The 20,210-nt window shown below is 49.9% G+C and carries 15 protein-coding genes and 4 pseudogenes; 13 read left to right on the top strand and 6 right to left on the bottom strand.

The genetic code is table 11. From position 1 onward, the window contains the following. Nucleotides 1-31 precede the first annotated feature (31 nt). The 3 genes from NZD89_RS04425 to NZD89_RS04435 all read left to right on the top strand — a co-directional run bounded on the left by NZD89_RS04425 (nt 32) and on the right by NZD89_RS04435 (nt 3,875). Complete coding sequence (locus tag NZD89_RS04425; RefSeq protein WP_268006565.1) at nt 32-1,204, top strand: levoglucosan dehydrogenase; 1,173 nt, start codon at nt 32-34, stop codon at nt 1,202-1,204. A gap of 169 nt (nt 1,205-1,373) precedes the next feature. After that, complete coding sequence (locus NZD89_RS04430; RefSeq protein WP_431308676.1) at nt 1,374-2,639, top strand: MFS transporter; 1,266 nt, start codon at nt 1,374-1,376, stop codon at nt 2,637-2,639. A gap of 234 nt (nt 2,640-2,873) precedes the next feature. After that, entirely contained in the window at nt 2,874-3,875 is a 1,002-nt protein-coding gene (locus tag NZD89_RS04435) for a LacI family DNA-binding transcriptional regulator (RefSeq protein WP_268006566.1), read from the top strand. Nucleotides 3,876-3,987: 112 nt separating this feature from the next. On the opposite strand, the gene NZD89_RS04440 is transcribed toward NZD89_RS04435, so the two are convergent. The 3 genes and pseudogenes from NZD89_RS04440 to NZD89_RS29455 form a co-directional block, all read right to left on the bottom strand. After that, nucleotides 3,988-4,539 (bottom strand): TetR/AcrR family transcriptional regulator, encoded by a 552-nt coding sequence (locus NZD89_RS04440; RefSeq protein ID WP_268006567.1) that lies wholly within the window; start codon nt 4,537-4,539, stop codon nt 3,988-3,990. A 261-nt stretch (nt 4,540-4,800) separates the two neighbouring features. After that, a pseudogene (locus tag NZD89_RS04445) lies at nt 4,801-5,136 on the bottom strand (SAM-dependent methyltransferase); the annotation flags it as partial. 50 nt (nt 5,137-5,186) lie between these two features. Beyond that, nucleotides 5,187-6,640, bottom strand: a pseudogene (locus NZD89_RS29455) (squalene--hopene cyclase). A 222-nt stretch (nt 6,641-6,862) separates the two neighbouring features. Here NZD89_RS29455 and NZD89_RS04455 point away from each other — a divergent pair. Further along, nucleotides 6,863-7,069 (top strand): annotated as a pseudogene (locus tag NZD89_RS04455) (DUF1657 domain-containing protein). A 157-nt stretch (nt 7,070-7,226) separates the two neighbouring features. Here NZD89_RS04455 and NZD89_RS04460 read toward each other — a convergent pair. Continuing rightward, nucleotides 7,227-7,397, bottom strand: a pseudogene (locus NZD89_RS04460) (transposase); the annotation flags it as partial. A gap of 136 nt (nt 7,398-7,533) precedes the next feature. Here NZD89_RS04460 and NZD89_RS04465 point away from each other — a divergent pair. The 6 genes from NZD89_RS04465 (at nt 7,534) to NZD89_RS04490 (ending at nt 12,952) form a co-directional block, all read left to right on the top strand. Beyond that, a complete protein-coding gene (locus NZD89_RS04465) occupies nt 7,534-8,574 on the top strand; it encodes a LacI family DNA-binding transcriptional regulator (RefSeq protein ID WP_268006569.1) in 1,041 nt (346 codons plus the stop codon). Continuing rightward, nucleotides 8,571-9,611, top strand: coding sequence for a zinc-binding dehydrogenase (locus NZD89_RS04470; RefSeq protein WP_268006570.1), 1,041 nt, complete (start codon nt 8,571-8,573; stop codon nt 9,609-9,611). The genes NZD89_RS04465 and NZD89_RS04470 overlap by 4 nt, the downstream gene beginning before the upstream one ends. A 41-nt stretch (nt 9,612-9,652) precedes the next feature. Then, a complete protein-coding gene (locus NZD89_RS04475) occupies nt 9,653-10,333 on the top strand; it encodes an orotidine 5'-phosphate decarboxylase / HUMPS family protein (protein WP_268006571.1) in 681 nt (226 codons plus the stop codon). 3 nt (nt 10,334-10,336) lie between these two features. Beyond that, the gene (locus NZD89_RS04480; protein ID WP_268006572.1) at nt 10,337-11,254 is read left to right on the top strand and encodes a sugar phosphate isomerase/epimerase family protein; all 918 of its coding nucleotides are present in this window, start codon (nt 10,337-10,339) and stop codon (nt 11,252-11,254) included. Nucleotides 11,255-11,290: 36 nt separating this feature from the next. Then, nucleotides 11,291-11,449, top strand: coding sequence for a hypothetical protein (locus NZD89_RS04485; protein ID WP_268006573.1), 159 nt, complete (start codon nt 11,291-11,293; stop codon nt 11,447-11,449). Between the two features lie 99 nt (nt 11,450-11,548). Further along, the gene (locus NZD89_RS04490) at nt 11,549-12,952 is read left to right on the top strand and encodes an MFS transporter (RefSeq protein WP_268006574.1); all 1,404 of its coding nucleotides are present in this window, start codon (nt 11,549-11,551) and stop codon (nt 12,950-12,952) included. Between the two features lie 349 nt (nt 12,953-13,301). Here the strand turns inward: NZD89_RS04490 and NZD89_RS04495 are convergent, their stop codons facing one another. Together NZD89_RS04495 and NZD89_RS04500 are read right to left on the bottom strand one after the other, a co-directional pair. Further along, on the bottom strand, nt 13,302-13,763 hold the full coding sequence (locus NZD89_RS04495) for a MarR family winged helix-turn-helix transcriptional regulator (protein WP_268006575.1): 462 nt from the start codon (nt 13,761-13,763) through the stop codon (nt 13,302-13,304). 337 nt (nt 13,764-14,100) lie between these two features. After that, complete coding sequence (locus NZD89_RS04500; protein WP_268006576.1) at nt 14,101-16,029, bottom strand: S9 family peptidase; 1,929 nt, start codon at nt 16,027-16,029, stop codon at nt 14,101-14,103. A 228-nt stretch (nt 16,030-16,257) separates the two neighbouring features. Between NZD89_RS04500 and NZD89_RS04505 the strand changes: the two genes are divergently transcribed. The 3 genes from NZD89_RS04505 (at nt 16,258) to NZD89_RS04515 (ending at nt 20,092) form a co-directional block, all read left to right on the top strand. Next, the gene (locus NZD89_RS04505; protein ID WP_268006577.1) at nt 16,258-17,742 is read left to right on the top strand and encodes an aldehyde dehydrogenase family protein; all 1,485 of its coding nucleotides are present in this window, start codon (nt 16,258-16,260) and stop codon (nt 17,740-17,742) included. Between the two features lie 245 nt (nt 17,743-17,987). Then, nucleotides 17,988-19,109: an NADH-dependent flavin oxidoreductase gene (locus NZD89_RS04510; RefSeq protein WP_268006579.1), complete on the top strand. Its 1,122-nt coding sequence runs from the start codon at nt 17,988-17,990 to the stop codon at nt 19,107-19,109. 95 nt (nt 19,110-19,204) lie between these two features. Next, the gene (locus NZD89_RS04515; protein ID WP_268006580.1) at nt 19,205-20,092 is read left to right on the top strand and encodes a DMT family transporter; all 888 of its coding nucleotides are present in this window, start codon (nt 19,205-19,207) and stop codon (nt 20,090-20,092) included. The last annotated feature ends 118 nt before the right edge of the window (nt 20,093-20,210 follow it).

Genomic DNA, 20,210 nt, shown 5'->3' on the forward strand with positions numbered 1-20,210 from the left:
TGCGGTTTTAGAACAATGGAGGTAGTCACAGATGAGGAAACTCAATGTAGGACTTATTGGTGGCGGATTTATGTCCAAGGCGCATTCTTTAGCCTATGCAACGATGCCGATGTTTTTCTGGCCAGCTCCTGCCATTCCGGTACGCAAGGCCGTTGCAGATGTCAACCTAGAGTTGGCCACTGACGCACGCGATAGGTTTGGGTTTGAAAAGGCGTATGGGGACTGGAGAGAGCTTATCAATGATCCAGAAATCGATATTGTTGATATCGTAACCCCAAATCACATTCATGCTGAAATTGCGATCGCGGCTGCACAAGCCGGTAAGCACATCTTATGTGAGAAACCGTTGGCAAGGACAGCAGCGGAAGCTCGAACGATGCTTGAAGCAGTGGAACAAGCAGGCGTGACGAACATGGTTGCGTTTAATTACCGCAGGACACCTGCTATCGCATTAGCTAAAAAGTTCATTGAGGAAGGGCGAATCGGAAAAATCCTCAATTTTCGCGGGACGTACCTTCAAGATTGGTCAGCAGATCCGAATTCGCCATTGTCGTGGCGTTTTCAAAAGAGTATCGCAGGATCAGGCGCACTTGGCGATATCGCTGCCCACGTAATTGACATTGCTCGTTATTTGGTCGGTGATTTTGAGAGTGTTAACGCATTAGTCAAGACATGGATTCCGGAACGACCCGTTCAAACTGGTGGATTGGACCAGCTCGGCACAGTAAAATCCTCTTCTGATGTACCGAAGAAACCTGTCGACGTAGACGACGAAGTCAGCTTTTTAATCAAGTTCCAGGGTGAAGCGATTGGAAGTATTGAATCCACGCGCAATGCGCACGGTCGCAACAATTTTATCACGTTCGAAATTCACGGTGAAACAGGCTCTATCTTCTTCAATTATGAGCGGCGCGATGAACTTCAGGTCTGTTTTGCGGACGATCCTGTAGATGCTAAAGGATTTCGGACCATCTATACGGGGCCAGCGCACCCGTATGGTGAGGGATTATGGCCAATTCCTGCACTTGGTATCGGCTACAGTGAGACGAAGATTGTGGAATGCTACGACTTTGTTCGAGCAATTGTGGACTCTGTACCCTGTTCGCCAAACTTTAGAGACGGGTATGAAATCGCACGCATCTGTGACGCTGTTCTGGAGTCGGGTAAGACGCAGAATTGGGTAAACATCAGTTCGATTGACTGAAGATTGACGAACAGCCACTTTTCGGCGGAACGCAGGGCACAGACAACCAAGTCGTCTCCGCCGAGAGGTTCTGGCTATGACTAAGCGCTTCCTTATTCTGAGCGCGGATGACTTGAAAGGCCAAGATGTGGTGCTGGGCGTAACCTTTTACTAGATTGAGGTGGTAGCAATGGGTTCGGTGAATGCGATTACACATTCCGAAAGAAAACGTATTGCGGGCATCGACTCCGGGTTATTTTGGGGTTATGTCGCAACGATGATTTTCATGGTCGGTGACGGCCTCGAACAGGGCTGGTTATCTCCATATCTAGTCCAACACGGGTTAACCGTTCAACAATCCTCGATGCTCTTCACTGTGTACGGAGCAACGTTAGCTGTGGCATCGTGGTTCTCTGGAGTACTCGCAGAAGCATGGGGGCCTAGACGGGTAATGACGTTAGGGGTCCTAATTTGGCTGATTGGTGAAGTGCTCTTCATCTTGTTTGGAATGGAGCATCAGAATTACGCAGTTATGCTCCCAACTTATGCCATTCGTGGATTTGGATATCCTTTGTTTTGTTATTCTTTTTTAGTTTGGGTGACCTACCGAAGTGCCGGAAAAGGACTCGGTACAGCAGTTGGTTGGTTTTGGTTTGCTCTTAGTGGTGGGTTGTATGTTATTGGGAATTATTATTCTGCTTATATGATTCCCATCATAGGGAATATTGGTACGATGTGGACCGCTGTAATTTGGGTGCTCATCGGCGGGCTGATTGGGATTTTTCTCGTGAAGGGCAACGTAAGCGAATACATGGGCAATTCGAAGGAAAAGCTCAAAACGCTAAAAAGTGGTTTGACGATTTGTTACGAAAACCCTAAGGTTGCATTAGGGGGAATCGTCCGTATCATCAACAATACAGGCATCGGTGGCATACCTGTCTTCTATCCTGTGTATCTGTCTACCCACTTTGGGTTCACCACTACTCAGTGGTTACAGATTTGGGGGACGTTCTGGTTCGTAAATATCGCTTTTAGTGTAATTTCCGGGTACATTAGCGACAAAATTTTAGGATGGCGAAACACGGTAATGTGGGTCGGCAGCGTCGGTTGCGGAATTATGACGCTGGTTCTATTTTATACCCCAAAGGCGTTTGGACATAGTTTCTTGATGGTCGATCTCGCTGCAATGCTGTTTGGGGCTGTACTCTCAGGCTATGTACCTCTGACGGCCTTAATCTCCTCATTGACGCCTGAAAATAAAGGTGCATCCATGTCAGTTGTGAATTTTGGGGCTGGGTTCTCTTATTTTATTGGTCCTGCAATCGTAGGTATATTTATTGGCCCTATCGGTGCGGGTGGGGTCGTGTGGATATTCGCCATCTTGTATTTCATTAGTGCTGTGATTATGGCGTTTATTAAGCTACCAGAGAATCATTCTGCGCTAAAACAAGTGTGACAGATGCGCTCAAGGATCAATACAATTTATGTTTGTCTTCTGATGACATCAACCATCATTACAGGCTCAGTTATTGTACGATTTGGTTAGAAGGGAAACCTTCTAACCAAATTTTGTACGTTATACAGATAGTGCAGATAAGAAAGCCGTAGACAAGCGCTTTGCAAACGATTACAATTTATTTAGGTTTATCTTGGGTGTTTTCATCACAAGTTTCACAAAGGGATTTTTGATATGACAAAAATGGACGATGTAGCCAAACTTGCTAACGTATCGACGGCAACGGTTTCTAGAGTGCTCTCCAAGAATCCGAACGTGTCACTGAAAACCCAGAGGCGCGTGCTTGAGGCAGTGGACATTTTGGGGTATAAGCCGAATCGATTAGCTAGTAATTTCAGAAAGAGGTCGTCAAAGACGGTGGTGGTGGTATTGCCGGATATCACCAATTCGTTCTTCTCCAAAATCGTCCAGGGTCTCGAGGAAGTGGCCCAAAGCCGCGGTTATCACGTTCTCCTTGGGGATACGCGTAACAACGTGGAGTCGGAGCGCAATTTTATCGATTTGGTCAATCAAAAATTTGTCGACGGTATGATTCTAGCCACGGCCCGTTTACCGAAAGAGGAGATTTTGGCCGTCTCTCAGGAAATCCCCATTGTGCTGGCATGTGAGTATTTTGACGGCTTCGATATCCCGACCGTCACCATCGATAACGTGAGTGCCGCCAGAGAGGCTACGCAGCACCTCGTGAATTTAGGACATCGAAGAATTGGCTTTATTTCTGGGCCGTTGAGTATCGTCTTGGGGCGAGATCGGCTGAAGGGTTATCGACAGGCGATGTTGATTAACGAACTGCCGGTGGAAGAGTCCTTGATTCAGGAAGGCGACTTCACGGTTCAAGCTGGTTATAACGCAATGATGAAGTTGATGGCGTCCAACCATCCGCCTTCAGCTATCTTTGCAGCGAGCGATGAAATGGCAATTGGCGCGATGAAGGCGGCGAGAAATAAAGGTCTCAATGTTCCAGAAGACGTATCCATTATTGGGTTTGACGACATCCCAGCGGGAACGTACGTACATCCAGAGTTAACGACCATCCGCCAACCAGCGTTTGAAATCGGTACACAGGCGATGAACTTACTCCTGGATATGATTAAAGGCTGTGCTAAGGAACGAAAGCAGCTTGTTTTGCCACATCAGGTAGTTTTACGAGAAACCACGACCAGTCCACGAGGGTAAATACTGCTCATCCTTCTCGAACCGAAGGGGGATGATGTGCACAAGGCATCGTCTCCCTTGTTCGGTGAAGGCTTGATTGTAGACCTGGATAGTAGGTTCATATCAGTGAGGCTTAAGGTGCGAGATTCCTCAACAACACTTTCACTGTCTTTACGTACGAGTCAGATGGGACATGTGGGTCCCACACCTTTTGCAGGATGAAACCCTGAAATAGTGCAATGATTACTCTCGCGAGAGATTCCGAATCCATTTCTTCGTCGATTCGTCCCTGCTCTTGAGCACGTGCGAAGAGCTTCTTCAATTCAGCCAGGGGTACTTCAATGCCGCGGTTTGTGATCTGCAAGATCTCCGGATTGACGATTGCTTCAGCCCACATTTGTACTCCAACTCGACGATCCTTCATGGTCTCCTCGGTCTCCAGTGATCCAAAGAAATGGGTTGAGAGCTTCTCGAGTATGTCCATCACATCTGTACTGTTTAGGGGCTGTTGAAGTATGTCTCGTTCAGCAGCTTGCCTCTTGAGTGCGATGGCTTGAATCAACTCATCTTTACTTTTGAAGTACCGATATATTGCCCCGGGACTGAGGTTGGATTGTTGTATAATGTCCTGCATGGTCGTATTGTGAAAGCCTTTGTTGGAGAAACACTCCGATGCAGCGTTCATAATTTGTTCTCGCCGAGCATCTTAGTGTTGTTGACTAACTTTAGGCATGTAAAATATACCCTCATTTCACATTCGCTTGTGCTATTCGGTAAAACTCATATCCTCTGAGGCACACGTCTGAATCCTTATATCTGTTTCGCATATAGCGCAATCGACAGTCCACAGAACCTAAATCCTCGACTAGCTCAAATCCTCGTTCTTGAAGAAATTTCTTTACTTCAGACGGATTCAAGCCAAATGACCATGGTTCTCCAATTTGGTTTAGTTTGTGAGTGTCTCAGACCCAACAAACTCGCTGCCCTCATTCAACACAGCCTTATCCACGTATGTGAAGACGAGTCGACTGTCCGATGCGCAACGGCTGATAAATGCAAGGGTCCGATCTACAGCATCCGCTGTCAGATAATTTGTGACACCCTCCCAAATAAACAGCGTCGGATTGGTTTTGTCAAAACCAGCTTGAAGAAGAATTTTCTCCAACGACTGTTCAACAAAATCGATCGCGACAAAACGCACATGTTCAGTCTTCTTTATCGGAAGTTGTGAAATTATGCTCTTCTTCATTTGGAGAGTACTAGGGTGATCGACTTCGAATACCGTACAGTCCTCGCTGTGTCATCGGGCGGGGGATCGACTAGGGTCATGTGTCACTCGTCGCGCGCAATGTTTTCGTCAACGTCCATCCCAAACGGATGAAACTTTCGCAGGTAATGACCTAATGCTACAAGTGTCCACACAGTGTTGTAACTGTGAAAGTGAATATAAAATCCACCAGGAAGTCCTCCACCTGTCGGGTACGATTGCGTCCAGTCGCAGTCGTGTTGCTCCTTCACCAAATAACCTACTCCTCGTTCAATCGCAGGAACAGGGTGTCGAAATGCAGCGATTAAGGCATCCGTTGCCCACGCAGTTTGCGATAAGGTACTCCGCCCAAGTGAAACATAGGCTTTTTGGGTGTCACTGAGGCAGGATTCACCCCAACCCCCATCCTCGTTTTGTATATCGTGGAGCCACTTCACTGCACGAGTAATGGCGGGATGACCTGTATCCAAACCGGCTGCCAAAAGGCCCGTTAGAGCTGCCCACGTCCCATAGATATAACATACACCCCATCTATCATACCAGGAGCCGTTTGACTCTTGGTTCTGTAACAGCCAATGAACCGCGCGTCGAACCACCCGATCCTCGAGGGTATATCCGGCATCATTGCAAAGAAATTCGAGGGTCCGGCCGGTTAAATCGGAAGATGAGGGGTCGGTGAGCGTAGCTTTCGCCCCATCCACGGCTAAATTGGACAGCAATCGTTTGTTGGTATTCCGTTCGAACGCGGGCCAGCCACCATCCGTATTTTGCATAGACACGACCCAATCAATCCCCGGTGCCAGGATCGTTGGACACTGGAACTCCTTTTCACTGACTTAGCTATCGCCCGAAGTACCGCGGTCGTATCATCCACATCGGGCGTGAGCGTATTTACATTAGAAAACCCCCAGCCTCCAGGCTTGGTCCGTGGGTTTCGCAGCTGCCAATCACCAGTACCATAGTGCTGACGTGAAAGTAAATATGTCTGTGCCTTGTTTAATATTTTTCCGGCGTCAAAATTGGGGGTGGTCTGTATGCCGTAACTGATTAAAGCTGTATCCCATACTGTCGAGGTCATGTTTTGTAGGTGTGATCCCTCTGGCAGGGGATATATCAGTGACTTCAACCCCTCAATCGCCTGAACGATCACCGGATGATTCCGCGGATAACCAAGGCCAATCAATGCATATATCATGAAAAACGTGGCGCTTGCATAGGTCAGCAAGGTTCCGTCTGGTTCCAATCGTTCTAACAAGAAGTGTTCTAGCCTCCGTAGAGACGAAGTCTTGATGAACGGAAGGTTTCTAAGCCTGACTGGATGGGACCGTTTATTTGGCGCTTTAGACCCGGCTTCCATCAATAAAGTGTTCAAATCTGGGAAAGTTGATGGTCGTTCAGACGATTCGCAAGTAGCGGCAATGAGAACTGGGGCAATATGACCACGGGCATAACCAACGAAGTCGAAGAAGTTCAGTGGAACCCATTTCGGAAACAACGTCCAGATTAAGGGCAGGGTCATCGGGCGCGCATGCGGCGACTTGTATTCGGTTACTGACCGAAATGGACCGCCATAGGCATACTTAAATAGTTTTATTCAACTCATTGGCCACTTGTCATCGTATGAGGTTTGAGCGCTTCGGTTACGGAGTGGGAATTCAACAATCCACATAATGGAGGTATCCATTCGTTTTCGAAGGGTAAACTGCACCAAGAAGTTTATTTTAAAAGGGGGTAATCCATTATGACGGTTTATAGCCAAGTGAAACAGACTCTAGCGGGATGAAAAAGTGCACAGGCGAGCTTTGAACAATTCGCTCTTCAAACACAGAACCAACAGGCAAAACAACTATATACAGACGCGGCGAACCAGACACAGACAATCGTTGATTCAGTTACACAGCGGGTTCAACAGATTGAGCAAGAGGAACCTCAAAACAAACAATCTTAAGATATTGACACAACCATCCGAACTTGGCACAGCGTTGATTATATAGCCGCTTTCCGGACATCAATGTCGTCGTATGGGGGTATCCACGTTCTGGAAAGGATACCCCTCCATAGGGCTTTTTAATTTGTTGGTTTGTCCCATATGTACAGCAAACACCACGGTGACCGGTCGTCCACTTCTCATCCATCTTCATCAACAAAGCACCCAGTAGACGCATGGCGGATGTTCGGTCTGGGAAGATGCGTATCACCCGTTCACGTCTACGAATCTCCTCGTTTAGCCGCTCTACGCCATTGGTTGTGCGCAAGCGCTGCCGGTATCGCTCGGGCTTTCCGGTCAATCTCACCCTGCAATGACTTTGGTGCTGCATTCAGCAGGTTTGGCATAAAGTGTGTTTGGCATCACATAATCTAAATGCGTGAAACGTTTCACAACACTGTTTCTAACTTGTAAGGATGAATACAATGAAGGCAACTATTAAAGATGTTGCGAAGCTCGCAGGAGTGTCGGTTGGGACCGCATCCAAGGTGATCAACAGCCAGGGGAATGTCGCACCGGAAATGCGAGAGAAGGTTTATCGTGCTGTACAACAGCTAAACTACAGCGTAAACAGAGTGGCACGTAGTCTGAGGTCTTCATCGACGAATACGGTTGCAGTCCTTTTGGCAGAAGTCACAAACCCGTTTCAAATGACCTTGGCGCGCGGGATTGAAGAGGTGATGTACAAGAACGGATATCATTTGCTTATAAGTTCCACGAAAGAAGATCCCGAAATTGAACGGGAAAATCTCAAGATGCTATACGAAAAACGGGTAGACGCAATTATTGTTTGTACCACGGGTGAAGCCGACGCGGAAATACGCTCGATATTACAGCGAGACGTTCCCATCGTACTGGTGGACCGTCCAGTATTGACGTTACCGGTAGACATTGTGGCAGACAATAACTTGTTGGGAATGGAATTGTTAGTAAAGTACATTTTTGAACTTGGCCACCGGGACATCGGTGTAGTTCACGGTAATTTGAATACCATTCATGGGCGCTTGCGGCATCAAGGGGTGATCAACGGGCTCGAACTTTATGAGCTCAATACTCCGCCTGAACATCAAGTCGTGGGTGATTTCAAATATGAAGGCGGCTACAATGCGGTTCAACATTTTTTTTCTTTGCAGCGGCCGCCTACTGCAATTATCTGCGCAAACAACAATATGACGGCTGGCGTATTAGGAGCTTGTAAAGATCTGAATATTCGAATCCCTCAAGATGTTTCCGTTGTGTCATATGGTGATCTGGATTACACCTGGAACCTCATTACCCCGTCGGTGACAGTGGTAACACAGTCTCCGTTTGAGATTGGCCGCAAGTCAGCGGAACTCGTTTTGCAGCGCCTATCGGATAAGAATATTCCAGGTTTGTCCCACTTATTCTTGAAGCCTGAGCTTATCGTGAGAGAGTCATCAGGTCCTTGTGAAACGATTCATCAAAGAGGAGGTTGCAATAAATGAAAGCGGTTGTAAATTACTCATCAGGAGCTGGAAATGTAGAAATTCGAGACGTTCCGATCCCTTCTAACCTGGGGCCGCATGACGTTTTGATAAATGTGAAAGGTGCCGGCGTTTGCGGAAGCGACTTGCATATGTACCACGATATCCAGGGGTTTCCGGTCATTCGCCCTGTCACATTGGGCCACGAGTACTCTGGCGTTATTACTGCCGTAGGTTCAGAAGTAATCCTCTTCAAAGAAGGTGACCATGTAGTCAGTGAAACACCTGCATATGTCTGTGAAAAGTGCATTTACTGCAGATCCGGCCAATATAACTTGTGTCCTCATCGTAAGGGGTTTGGTGTTTTGGTAGACGGCGCCATGGCGGAATACGTTAAAACGCGGGAAGCCATCGTCCACAAAATCCCGGATAATGTTTCATTTGAGAAGGCGGCACTCACGGAGCCTTCCTGCGTTGCCTATAACGCTGTTGCACATCACTCCAGAATCCGCCCTGGTGATTACGTCGTCGTAATTGGGCCCGGTCCGATAGGGTTGATGTGTACACAAATTGCCAAACTCTTCAATCCAGGTAGATTAACGGTCATTGGAACACGAAAGGATCTCAGCCGATTGGAAGTAGCTAAGCAGTTTGGAGCGGACGAGGTCATTGTTGCGGAAGACGGGGATGTGGTGGAAAAAATCCTTTCCTACGGCGATGGATTCGGACCAGACCTGGTTCTCGATGCAGTTGGTGTATCTGCAACTCTGAAACAGAGCGTCGATGTCGTCCGGCCAGCCGGGCAAATCACGAAAATTGGGTGGGGGCCGGCACCGATTGGTTTTTCACTGGATCCCCTGATTCAAAAGGCTGCCCGTTTACAGGGATCCTTTAGCCATAACTACCCCATGTGGGAGAAAGTACTCGTTATGATGGAAAAGGGAGAGATAAATCCCCTGCCCATGGCAAAAACCTACTTGATCGACGAATGGAAGCTGGCTTTTGATGAAATGGATTCCTTGGCGCATGCCAAATCGATTATTTTGCCGAATCCCTGATGCCGACCGACCGCGCAAACTTCCATCCTGGAGGGATTTACATGGAACCCATCGTGCAGATTTCCTTGGATGTGACGAACATCAAGGACGCCTTGGAGCTTGCGGACATAGCAGTAGAGGCTGGTGTTGACTACATTGAAGCGGGGACACCGCTGCTCCTCGGTGAAGGGCTTCACGCTGTGGAGGCTCTTCGTAAAGCCTATCCAAACCATCCTATCGTAGCAGATTTAAAGACGATGGACGGCGGATATCTAGAAGCTGAAATGATGGCCAAGGCTGGTGCCACCCACGTCGTCGTCATGGGTGTTGCGCACCCGGCGACGATTCGAGCCGTCGTGAAGGCGGGGCGAGATTTCAACGTCAAGGTCATGGGGGACATCCTCGCAGCGTCGGATAAAGTCGCCTGCGCCAAAATGCTTGAGGAGAATGGCGTGGACTATATCATCGTGCATACGGGATTTGATGAAAGAGGAGAGGATCCCGCACGTTCACCGTTCGATCACCTCGAAGAGGTTGTGAACGCGGTAAGCATTCCCGTTCAGGCAGTCGGTGGATTATCGCTAGACCAGGCGAAACGAATGCCGAAATATGGTGCTCCACTGGTCGTTGTTGGTGCTCCGCTGGTTATTGACAAAAAGGAATTTCGGGCAAGTGCAGATAGAGATGAACTGCTGAACATCCTGCGGGAACTCGTAAAAAAGACGAAAGGTTCAGGAGAGTAACTTATGGCGAAAATTGCAGTGTTCCCGAAAGCCTACATTGACCAGTTATCCGATGGGACCATGGACTTGTTTGAGTGGATCAAGATAGCTGGAACACTCGATGCGGATGGCCTGGAATTATATCCGCTCTTTTTAAGAAGGTTGGATGCTTCCTATTTGCAAGAGGTAAAAGATGCGGCGCAGTCTTTTGGCCTTGAAATACCTATGATGTGTTCCTCCCCTGATTTCACACATCCGGATCCGGATTTTCGGAGGAACGAGATCGAGAAAATGAAACAAATGATTGATGTCATGGCATTTCTGGGACCTGCAGACTTTCGGAGTTGCCGTGTCTTATCTGGGCAAAGGAGGGAAGTGGTTTCAAGGGACCAGGGTATACGCTTTACCGTCGAATTGATTGAGGAACTCCTACCTTACGCTGAACAGAAGAATGTACATCTAGTTATGGAAAACCACTACAAGGACGGGTTTTGGGTATATTCAGAATTCGCACAACAATCTGAAGTTTTTTTGGAGATTGTATCTCAGATTTCCTCACCTTGGTTTGGGATTAATTATGATCCATCGAATGCCTTGGTTGCAGGAGAAGAACCGCTCCGACTGTTGGATCATGTTAAGTCACGCACTTTAACCATGCATGCAAGTGACCGATATCTGAAGAATGGATACACCCTGGAAGATCTGAAGAAACACACTTCTGAAGGGTATTCCAATGCGCTTTCACACGGAGTCATTGGTAAAGGCATGAACGATTACGACGCGATCTTCAAGGAACTGAAGGAATCTGGATTCAACGGCTGGATTTCAATTGAAGACGGTGTAAACGGTCTAGATGAGCTGCGCCAATCTGTCAGGTTTTTACGGGAAAAGATTTCGCAGTATTTCTCGGAGACCAGCACTGTTCAAAATGGAGGCGTATGACATTGTTAAGTTGGTGGACAGCTGGCGGTGAGGCAGATGGCTAACCTGTATAAGGGGAGAACTCTGTTCAAAGCAAATCGTCTGCTCAAGGAACTATTGGACCACGTGATTCAGGTGGGGATTTTTTTACAAGACAAAGTCTTGCAAGCCAATGAAATCGCTTCTAATGACCGTAATGGGATCACCACTCCATAGTACTTGTACTCACGCTGTCCAGTGAGGCGCTCGGATCGGCAGGCAATAAGAGAAATGCTGCTGGCCACGTAATTGAGGAGTAATTAAAGGAGGATTTGTATGGGATCTAGTCGACCGCCGTATGAATCTATCGACATTTCTGGAGCCATTGAACACTTAGTCCAAGAATACAGCCCGAGTGGAAATAAAATTGGCTGGTTGATGATTGCGTCCATCTTCATCGAAGCCTGGGACCTATATTCCATCTCGTTTGTACTGGTGTTTATTGAAAAGATTTATCATCCCTCGTCACTCATGTTGGGGTTAGTTGCGGCAGCGACTCAAGGAGGAGCGGTCATTGGGGCGTTAGTGGGAGGTTGGCTGACTGACAGGATTGGCAGGCGCGCCGTCTTCTTAGGAACCATGGTGATGTTTTTCATCTTTGGGGTGGCTCAAGCTTTTGCGCCCAGCATGGCGGCTCTTGTTGTCCTTCGATTTATCCTCGGTATTCCCTTGGGTACCGATATCGCGAATGGATACACGTACATTATGGAGTTTATGCAGCGTGGTAAGCGAGAGATCATGGGAAATCGGTGGCAGTTTATGTTTGCAGTCGGAGAAGTGGTGTCTATTGCAGTGGTGCTGCTATTCCTTGGTATGGGCGTGTCGCACGATACCCTGTGGAGAGTGATTCTGGGCTTATCAGGATTACCTGCCATTATTCTGTTTGTCCTTCGATTTAACTTGCCTGAAACCGCTATTTGGTTGATTCAAAGAGGTAAGTTTCACGAGGCAAAGGTGGTTGCCCAGAAAATCTATGGGGACTCTCTGGAAATGCTTCCAGATACGGACTACGATATTCCCCGCCCGAAACTTCGCGATTTCTTAAGGGAAATTCGCAAGGATAAAATCCGCTGGCGGGCTACGGTATTTGGTTGGATTGCCGGGTTTATGCAGAATACTGAGTTTACTACCTTCGGCTTTTATCTCCCAGTATTGTTTATCCTCCTGCACGTATCTGGAATTGTCGAAACCAACATGCTCACACTCTGCGTGTACTTGGTCGCCATGGTCTCCGGGTGGGTCGGCCCACTCATTACACCTAAAATTGGGCAACGTAAGTTAAGTATATATGGTTTTGGTATCGCTTTTATCGGTCTGATTATTGCCGCCATCGCTATGTACACCCATATGTACATTCTACTACCTATTGGGGCAGTCATACTGGCATGGGGACACTACTGGGATGCAGAGAACTGCATGACAATTTCATCGATGGTGGCACCCGCCAAATATCGGGGCACGGCCAGTGGCTTTTCCTACATCTTTGTGAAGTTGTCCGGTTTCTTAAGTATTTTTCTCTTCCCAATGTTTTTCTCAGCTATTGGCAAAGCCAATGCGACCTTGTTTGTTTCAATCTTTTCATTGATGGGCTTTCTTGCGGCCCTATTTATCCTTCCGGAGATTTACGGATTTGTGGGCAGAGAACACGGCGAGAACTTGACTGGTCAAGTTCCACGCTAATGTGATTCAATCATTTTCGGACACTGAGGGATTGTACTCTTAAGTCAGTTGTATATTTCATCGTATGAATGACAAGTGGGAGTCGGAAAAGCGCCGACTCCCATGCTCTCAAAAATACGCAGGGTGGTAGTGGGAGTCGAGGCATTCCACGGGTTGCCAGTTCAGTTAGCAAAACAACCAAACCCAAAATCTTTACGAATGATACACAATGTGATTGTGTCACATCCACTTTTGAGTCTGATCCCTGTTTCTCACTTATGCTTTTGTGTGTATAAATGGTTTTGGTGGTGGTACGATGATTGCCATAGATACGAGATACGCGCGCTTGATGCCGGGTTTTGATGGTGAGTTAGGAGCGAGATTCCTTCAACCAGCGCTTTGCCTTTATGTCTATCGCCTCATTTAGCCGCGTGAGATAATCACTCAACCCTACTCTTTCTTCTTCCGACCAATGCGAAAGCATTTCTTCGTATCGCGCCGCTCGCTTATCCCTCATTTCTAAGTACAGCTCTGTCCCCTTAGACGTAATTTGCAGCAGGCTGACTCGAATGCTTTCTGGGTCGTGTACGCGTTCGACAAGCTCTTTCGATTCCAAAGCAGTCGTCTGTCTACTCACAGTTGAGATGTCAAGCAGAAACGTATTGGCGAGCGAGCTGATTGTCTGCGGCCCGTCATGATGTAGTTGGGCCAGTAGAAAGTAAGCGGAGCGATCCAAGATCATGTTGTCGACAGCCTTCGTAATGTCCGCGCGTCGAATCAGCAGGGAAACTTGGCGCTCAATACGTTGGTAGATATCTTGCTCCGAATCCATGTAACGTCCCCCGATTCAATATGGGCCACGATGTCTACGCGCTGCGTTCACTAGCAAACCAGCACAAGTCTCGATCAGTACAAAGCAAATGATTCAATTTCCACTTGTATCTTACAATCGAACGTTGTATCTTACAACTTGCGAAGCGGGGGAACGTCAGTTTGACGGACCTCCAAACCAACGTGGAATTCGCCCGTTTGACAGCGTACTACTTGCACACGGGGTGTCCCAAACGTGCATGGCACGCAGGGAGCACCCCGTTGTTGTGAGGTTGGCAATTACACCGTTCGCCGCCGGAGCATCTGGGCGAGATGAGGAAATTGTGGCACGCCGTGTTTCATAAGTTGTCGATGTGGACCGGTTCGATGTCGTCGGCCGGATCGAATTCAAACACCCTGCTGTAGAAATAAAACTCGCCGTCGAGGGAGCGTTTGATGTTTGCGGCGATTCGGAACCCGTGTCCCTCGCCCTCGAACGCCACGTAGGCCACCGGCAACCCCTTTTTCCGTAACGCCTCGACCATTAACTCGGCTTGATTTGGCGGAACGATTTTATCGTCGAGTCCTTGGAAGAAAATCACTGGGCAAGATAGCCCATCTGTAAAGTTGATTGGTGAACGGTTGTAATACACGTCTTTCGCTTCCGGGTATGGTCCAAGTAAACCGTCCATGTAGCGAGACTCAAATTTGTGCGTCTCCTTGGCGAAAATCTCGAGTTCACTGATGCCGTAATGACTTGCTCCTGCCGCATAGACGTCAGTAAATACAAGTGAGGCAAGCGTTGTATAGCCACCCGCACTGCCCCCGGCGATAGCCACGCGACGTTCGTCGACGAGGCCCTTGTCAATCAGATATCGGACGGCGTTCGCCGCGTCTCGCACGTCGACTACACCCCAATTGCCCTTGAGCCTGTCGCGGTACTCTCGTCCGTATCCAGTCGATCCCCCGTAATTCACATCGATGACCGCGAACCCGCGACTGGTCCAGTACTGCGTCGTAAGATTGAGCACGGGTGACGACGCCGATGTGGGCCCGCCGTGGACGTGCACTAACAAGGGGGGATTTTCTCCGTCTGGTGACTGGTAGTTTGGATTGTGAGGGCGGTAGTAGATGGCATGCGCAGTTTTGCCGCCGTCCGTCGGGAACTCGATGGATTCTGGAATGGACAGGTAGGCGGTGTCGATTTCTAGCTCGCCGGACGCCCTGATGACTTGCGTATCTGCACCATCTGGGTTCATTCGCACCACGCTCGGGAAACTTGTCGGCGAAGCCGCGATGCACACCGCTTCGTCCGCGCTTGCGTGGACGGATGAAAAGTACGTGTAGTCTGTATCGATGACCGACAGATATCCGGTTTGCAGGTCGATTTGTGCGAGGTACCAAGTGCCATTCTGCGTATATGTGCAGATGATGGTCGATTTGTCGACGAAGTCGTAGTTCGAAGAGCCAAATTGCCAGCTTGGTACGCCAAACTCGGCACCCATCGAGTGTACCGGCTGGGTCCCGCCGTCACGCAAGCGGTAAATGTTCCACCAATTGGTCCGATCCGACACGAAATATAGGTCTCCGTCTGGGGACCATCGCGGCTGCGTGACAGACTCTCCTTGCCCACCTGCCACTTGAACGGCGTTGACGATGTCACCGCTCTGTGCGACGTCACCGACCCAGAGTTCGGTTTCGTCCCACGGCATATTTGGATGGTTCCAGGTCAACCATGCGAGACGACGACCGTCTGGACTCAGGCGCGGGTTCGAGTAAAAATCATTTCCTTGCGTCACAACGCGTTCGTCGCTGCCGTCCACATTCATCGTCACGATGGTCGTCTTCGCAGCGATGGAGGACGCCGTGTGGTCTTCGCGCACAAAGTACAGGCGATGGTGGTCGGAATCGACGACGCCGTCGGCATAGCGCAGGTTCGAGTCCGAGGTGATGGCCTGAATCCGTCCGTCTTCTGTGCGGCGGTAGAGCAGGTTATCGGCGAAGTTGGAGAAGATGACTTCGCCTTGATGAACGACGTATGGCGCGCCACCGTATTCGTGGACGCGCGTGCGCACGTTGTAGGGCGGCGGCGTCAACTCGTGGATGGTGCCGTCTTCATCTAAAGCGAGGAGGGTGTTGCGGCCCTGTTCGGCAGGTCTGGCCTCCGTGAAATATATCCATCCGCCATGAAGTTGAACGTTCACGACGGGAACGGTACCCTTCACTATCAGGTCGGAAGTAATAGGGGACTTCCAACTTCCGTACGGAGCTATGGTCTTCTCAGGCATCCTGCTCACTCTCCAGAATCGTTATACTATTCAAACTTGATTTAACATACAGGTTATATTCTAGCAAACGTTTGAGATTGCCTCTGTTTGACGCGTTTCTTTTCTACAAAACATCCAACGGATCGACAATTTTATAAATTGACCCCTATCCTGAAACTATCTTAAAATGGAATTGAAAGCGATTTCTTGTCGTTTCCGATTCCACTCAGAACCAAGGAGGTTTGCGTGATGCCGGTCAACCAATTAGAAGTTCACGACAATGTGGTGGCGTTTCTCCATGGGACCAAGGATTTGTTCATCGACGGAAAGTTTGTACCCTCCGCATCTGGAAAGACGTTCGATACGTTCAATCCTGCTACAGGGGAAGTTCTTGCGACGGTGTCTGAGGCGCAGGAAGAAGACATCCATCGTGCGGTTACCGCAGCTCGCCGAGCGTTTGACGAGGGTCCGTGGTCGAAAATGAGCGGTGCTGCTCGTGGTCGCCTATTGTACAAATTGGCAGATCTAATGGAGTTGCATCGGGTGGAGCTCGCGCAAATCGACACGTTGGACAACGGTAAACCCATCCGCGAGACCAGCCGTGCAGACGTCCCACTCGCCATCGAACACTTTCGGTACTATGCAGGTTGGGCCTCGAAAATTGTAGGTCAGACGATTCCCGTCAGCGGGAACTTTTTCAACTATACGAGACATGAGCCTGTCGGGGTGGTCGGTCAGATTATCCCGTGGAACTTCCCGTTGCTCATGGCGGCGTGGAAAATGGGCGCCGCGCTCGCGATGGGCTGTACCATCGTGCTGAAGCCGGCGGAACAAACTCCTCTCTCCGCTCTGTACTTGGCGAAGTTAGTCCAAGAGGCTGGATTCCCGGACGGCGTCGTCAACGTGGTACCAGGCTTTGGCGAAACCGCCGGTGCACCACTGGTCAATCATCCGCAGGTCGACAAGGTGGCCTTCACCGGATCGACAGAAGTTGGGAAACTGATTATGCGTCAGGCTGCGGATTCGCTCAAGCGCGTGACGCTCGAACTCGGCGGTAAGTCGCCGAACATCATCTTGCCGGACGCTGACCTATCGCGTGCTGTTCCGGGTGCGCTGATGGGCATCATGTTCAACCAAGGGCAAGTTTGCTGTGCTGGATCGCGGTTGTTCATTCAGAAGAAATCGTACGACAACGTGGTGGCGGATTTGGTCTCGCTGGCGAAAAACATCCATCAGGGAAGTGGCATCGAGCCGGAAACCCAAATGGGGCCGCTCGTTTCGGACGAACAACAGAATAAAGTGCTCGGCTATATCGACAGCGGGCTAAACGACGGTGCGGAACTCCTGGTGGGCGGCACGCGGCCATTTGAAGAGGGGTATTTCGTCTCGCCGACGATTTTCGCAAATGTACGGGACGACATGGCGATTGCGAAGGAAGAGATCTTTGGCCCTGTCGTGGCGGCGATGCCGTTTGAAGATCTGGATGAAGTGATCCGCCGCGCAAACAACAGCGACTACGGTTTGGCCGCTGGCCTGTGGACCGAGAATATCCGCAATGCTCACTACGTCGCCAACAAGCTGAAAGCCGGTACCGTCTGGGTGAACTGCTACAATGCGTTTGACGCTGCTGCGCCGTTTGGCGGCTACAAACAGTCGGGCATCGGGCGCGAAATGGGATCGTATGCGCTGAACAACTACACGGAGGTCAAGGACGTCTGGATCAACCTCGACTGAAGTACGGACGCCCGGCGGACGCACTATCACAATAAAACATGCTCTACCGAGAAACCACGGCCAGGATTTGGGCCGTGGTTTTTTGCGTCAGAAGAGGGACGCAGTGGGCAGATCCGCCTGATTCATGGCTAGGCGGCGGCGTGGGCACGTTAACAGGGCAGGTGGAAGGGAGCCAATGGGATTTTGACTTCCTTTTTGTAAGTGGTAGAATGTGACATGAACTTGGGGAATAAGGAGTGAACACGATGAACGAAGCATACGAGCCACTCTTTCAATCCATTACGCTTCGTAGTGGCGTAGAGTTAAAAAATCGTATCGTGATGGCACCAATGACCAATTTCTCGTCGAATCCAGAAGGCACGGTCTCCGATGATGAGGTGGCCTATTACGCTCGCCGATCCGGCGGCGTCGGCACGGTCATCACAGCTTGTACATATGTGACGGAAAACGGCAAGGGATTCCACGGGGAATTTGCGGCGTATGACGACGCGTTCATCCCGAGCCTTCGACGCTTGGCAGCGGCCATTCAGGAGCGGGGGGCCAAGGCTGTACTGCAAATTTTTCACGGCGGGCGCAGTTGTCCAAAAGAACTCGTCCCGAATGGAGATGTCGTGAGTGCGAGTTCAATACCAGACGAGGCGGAGGGTGCGGTGGTACCGCGTGCGCTGGAGGAGGCGGAAGTATGGGACATCGTCCGGGCCTTCGGGGACGCTACACGGCGAGCGATTGAAGCGGGCTATGACGGGGTGGAAATTCACGGGGCCAATGGCTACCTCATTCAGCAATTCTTCTCGCCGCATTCGAATCGGCGCACAGACGCGTTTGGCGGCAGCCTCGAGAAACGCATGACCTTCCCGCTCGCAGTGGTCGACGAAGTTCAGCGCGTGGTCCGCGAACACGCAAAAGGGCCCTTTATCGTCGGCTACCGATTTTCTCCGGAAGAGCCGACGAGTCCTGGAATCACGATGGACGACACGCTTTCCCTGGTTGACGCATTGGCCACAAAGCAGCTCGATTATCTACATGTCTCCTTGATGGATTTCTCATCGATGCCAAGAAGTGGCGAAGACACGTCGGTATCGAGGTTGACCTTGATTCAGAACCAGGTCGGCGGGCGTGTGCCGGTTATCGGCGTCGGGAATATTCATACGCCTACGGAAGCCCTCAAGGCAATGCAGACCGGCGTCCCGCTCATCGCGCTCGGCCGTGAACTCATCATGGAACCAGACTGGGTGGAAAAGGTGGAGCAGGGGCGTGAGTCCGAAATTGCTATCACGCTTCCGAAGGACGCTCGTCAGAGATTGGTCGTGCCGGATCCGCTATGGCAGGCCATCATGAACGCCCCAGGTTGGTTTCCGGTCGTCTGACTAGCCAAGCACGGCATCGTCTGATGAACTAACTTTGGAGCCGTTCACCTTAATTACCAAAGGGTGGACGGTTCCGTTTGTAAGGAGGCATTGTGATGGGAGAGCTATCGCGATCGAAATCGATTTTTCTCATTGCCGCCCTAGTGGTGATGTGGGGAATTAGTTGGCCAATCTATAAAATCGCACTGAGCTACACGCCACCGATTCTGTTCGCTGGCATGCGGACACTGTTCGGGGGACTACTTCTCGGAATAGTCATCTTACCGAAATTTCGCGCCATTCGGATGAAGGAAAACTGGCTCATCTATCTCATTTCCGCATTTTTTAACGCGGTGGTGTTCTACGGACTCCAGACGGTGGGGCTTCGCTATCTTCCAGAGGGCCTCTTTACAGTTATCGTCTATCTGCAACCGGTCCTCATCGGCCTCCTGACGTGGCTCTGGCTCAAGGAGCCCCTGTCCGCCCCCAAGATGCTCGGGCTTGTTCTCGGGTTTGTCGGGGTCGGAATGATCAGCGTGACAAGTCTCTCGGGACATGTCTCGCCCATCGGCATCTTGTTGGCGATAGGTACAGCCGTAGGGTGGGCTATCGGAACCATCTACGTGAAAAAAGTAGGAAACCGCGTCGACGCGTTGTGGCTGGTCGCGTTTCAGTGCATCATCGGGGGGATCGTCATGACAGGTCTGGGCCTTTTCGTGGAACGAGGTTCGGGCATCGTGTGGAATCTGCCTTATCTCGTCGGCCTAGTCTATGGTGCAGTCTTTGGTATTGCGATTTCGTGGGTGGTCTTCTTTACTCTGGTCCGATCCGGCGACGCGAGCAAAGTGGCCTCCTTTACATTTCTCGTCCCGCTCATCGCGATTTTCATCGGAACTCTTTTCTTACACGAGTCGTTCACGGTGTATTTATTTGTCGGACTCGTATTGATTGTCTTTAGTATCTATTTAGTCAACCGTAAATCGAAGAAGCTACAGTATCGCTGAAAGTTAAGCATCGGGGCCCGCGTATGCAGTGTTTCGGCAAACTCTGGTATCGGTCTGGGCCGTTTTGCATAGAGATTTGTGATTTTCGATGCCCAATGAACTTTTATGAAGTAAGACA

This window comes from Alicyclobacillus fastidiosus, assembly GCF_026651875.1.
GTDB lineage: Bacteria > Bacillota > Bacilli > Alicyclobacillales > Alicyclobacillaceae > Alicyclobacillus > Alicyclobacillus fastidiosus.

Excerpts from the sequence above, each read along its gene's own strand:
- NZD89_RS04425 (WP_268006565.1), top strand. The coding sequence starts at position 32 with ATGAGGAAACTCAATGTAGGACTTATTGGTGGCGGATTTATGTCCAAG.
- NZD89_RS04430 (WP_431308676.1), top strand. The coding sequence starts at position 1,374 with ATGGGTTCGGTGAATGCGATTACACATTCCGAAAGAAAACGTATTGCG.
- NZD89_RS04435 (WP_268006566.1), top strand. The coding sequence starts at position 2,874 with ATGACAAAAATGGACGATGTAGCCAAACTTGCTAACGTATCGACGGCA.
- NZD89_RS04440 (WP_268006567.1), bottom strand. The coding sequence starts at position 4,539 with ATGAACGCTGCATCGGAGTGTTTCTCCAACAAAGGCTTTCACAATACG.
- NZD89_RS04465 (WP_268006569.1), top strand. The coding sequence starts at position 7,534 with ATGAAGGCAACTATTAAAGATGTTGCGAAGCTCGCAGGAGTGTCGGTT.
- NZD89_RS04470 (WP_268006570.1), top strand. The coding sequence starts at position 8,571 with ATGAAAGCGGTTGTAAATTACTCATCAGGAGCTGGAAATGTAGAAATT.
- NZD89_RS04475 (WP_268006571.1), top strand. The coding sequence starts at position 9,653 with ATGGAACCCATCGTGCAGATTTCCTTGGATGTGACGAACATCAAGGAC.
- NZD89_RS04480 (WP_268006572.1), top strand. The coding sequence starts at position 10,337 with ATGGCGAAAATTGCAGTGTTCCCGAAAGCCTACATTGACCAGTTATCC.
- NZD89_RS04485 (WP_268006573.1), top strand. The coding sequence starts at position 11,291 with ATGGCTAACCTGTATAAGGGGAGAACTCTGTTCAAAGCAAATCGTCTG.
- NZD89_RS04490 (WP_268006574.1), top strand. The coding sequence starts at position 11,549 with ATGGGATCTAGTCGACCGCCGTATGAATCTATCGACATTTCTGGAGCC.
- NZD89_RS04495 (WP_268006575.1), bottom strand. The coding sequence starts at position 13,763 with ATGGATTCGGAGCAAGATATCTACCAACGTATTGAGCGCCAAGTTTCC.
- NZD89_RS04500 (WP_268006576.1), bottom strand. The coding sequence starts at position 16,029 with ATGCCTGAGAAGACCATAGCTCCGTACGGAAGTTGGAAGTCCCCTATT.
- NZD89_RS04505 (WP_268006577.1), top strand. The coding sequence starts at position 16,258 with ATGCCGGTCAACCAATTAGAAGTTCACGACAATGTGGTGGCGTTTCTC.
- NZD89_RS04510 (WP_268006579.1), top strand. The coding sequence starts at position 17,988 with ATGAACGAAGCATACGAGCCACTCTTTCAATCCATTACGCTTCGTAGT.
- NZD89_RS04515 (WP_268006580.1), top strand. The coding sequence starts at position 19,205 with ATGGGAGAGCTATCGCGATCGAAATCGATTTTTCTCATTGCCGCCCTA.